This is a genomic window from Peribacillus sp. P4_D6 (assembly GCF_056401795.1).
The window spans coordinates 1-1,648 of the sequence record NZ_JBFUIQ010000311.1 but is presented as its reverse complement, the minus strand read 5'-3'; the positions used below and the strand labels follow the sequence as shown (position 1 = coordinate 1,648).

Below are 1,648 nucleotides of genomic sequence, written 5' to 3'. Positions count from 1 at the left end.
GGATGACGGAAAGAAATGAAAACAATGAACAAATCGCTTCATCCAATCTAATGGCAGATCAAGAGGTTCCCGTTCAGCAGGAATTTACATCAGCCAAAAAGGCTGTGGGTGATGATGAAGTCAAAAAAGTGCATTTTGCTGGTTTTTGGATGAGGTTTTGGGCCTATTTAGCCGATCTATTGGTTATTGGAAGCTTGAACCGGATTTTGATTCATCCCATCTTTAAATTTTATGAAGGGACAGATGACCTCTGGTTCTCCGCAGAGGGCTTCTTAACGGGGATCGTATTTTTCTTATACTTTGTATTGATGACCAAATTCTTGAATCAAACCCTTGGCAAGATGATTTTTGGACTGAAAGTGGTTGCCTTGAAGGAAGAGAAAAAAAACATTTCATGGAGCACGATATTGTTCAGGGAGCTGATTGGCCGCTATATTTCAAAAGTAACCTGGATTGGATATCTCTTGGCAGGCCTATTACCGAAGAAACAGGCTTTGCATGATGTCTTTGCAGACACGGGCGTTGTGTTGATCAGAAGATGATTTCTTCCATTCATAAATCTGTAAGAGCGTGATTTTCGCTTTTGCAGGTTTATTTTTTTTTGTATATGCCGATAATGATAGGCTGAAGGGGTGTAGGTGCATGAAGTGGCTTTTGATGATTATGGGTATCCTCATTTTGGTGCTGCTTATTGTTATTTTTACTAAAGTAAGAGTGTCCATCGACTACAAGCGTGTCCAAGCGAATGACCTAATACATATTAAATTATCAGCTTGGTATGGGCTTTTTCACTATACATTCAAGGTTCCGGTCATAAAAATGGAAGATGACTCGGGAACTGCAGTAGTAAAGAAAGAGCAAGAAATGAACGGAAAAACAAATAAGGTAGAAATGAAAAAAATCACAGCCGAAGATTTGCGGGACGGATTCGCAGACATTCTGGAAACGCTTCAGCATATAATCGGATTCCATAAGATCGTCCGTAAATTCGCTGGGAAAATCCAAGTCAAAAAATTCACCTGGCATAGTAAGGTCGGTACTAAAAACGCTGCACACACCGGTGTTTTAACTGGTGCATGCTGGGCACTTAAAGGTTCAATCATCGGTTTGCTGACAACCTATTTCAACTTTCGGATCATGCCCTCCTATTCCATTACACCCGACTTTCAGAGATGGCAGGCAAATACGTCGATTTCCTGCATATTACAGTTCAGAATCGGGCAGGCTATGGTGACTGGAATAAAACTGCTTCGTTATTGGAAAGGCGGAAAGCCGCATTTCAAGTCGAGTAAATTAGCGAAGCTATCAGGTGATTCCAATAAACAATCGTTCTAGAGTGGAGGGAATTTAAATGTCAGATCATCCGATCCAAGGTTTAATGAAAGAAGCGATGGAAAATCTTAAAGAAATGGTCGATGTGAACACGATCATTGGGGATCCGGTAGAAACTCCGGATGGAAGTGTCATTTTAACTGTATCCAAAGTGGGGTTTGGTTTTGCAGCCGGTGGCAGCGAATTTGTGATGGATGGAAACCATCAAGGACAGCAAGGCGGTTCCAAGCAGCCTTTTGGCGGCGGTAGCGGCGGTGGGGTCTCCATAACACCAATTGCCTTTTTGATTGTCGGTTCCCATGGAGTGAAAATGATT

At 41.9% G+C, this 1,648-nt stretch carries 3 protein-coding genes; all 3 read left to right on the top strand.

Annotation, left to right across the window (positions count from 1 at the left end):
- A partial coding sequence (locus tag AC1DVB_RS27080) for an RDD family protein (RefSeq protein ID WP_082609274.1) occupies window positions 1–542 on the top strand: 542 nt, incomplete at its 5' end.
- 100 nt (window positions 543–642) lie between these two features.
- Entirely contained in the window at window positions 643–1,335 is a 693-nt protein-coding gene (locus AC1DVB_RS27075) for a DUF2953 domain-containing protein (protein WP_230134752.1), read from the top strand.
- A 16-nt stretch (window positions 1,336–1,351) separates the two neighbouring features.
- A partial coding sequence (ytfJ, locus tag AC1DVB_RS27070) for a GerW family sporulation protein (protein ID WP_477591922.1) occupies window positions 1,352–1,648 on the top strand: 297 nt, incomplete at its 3' end.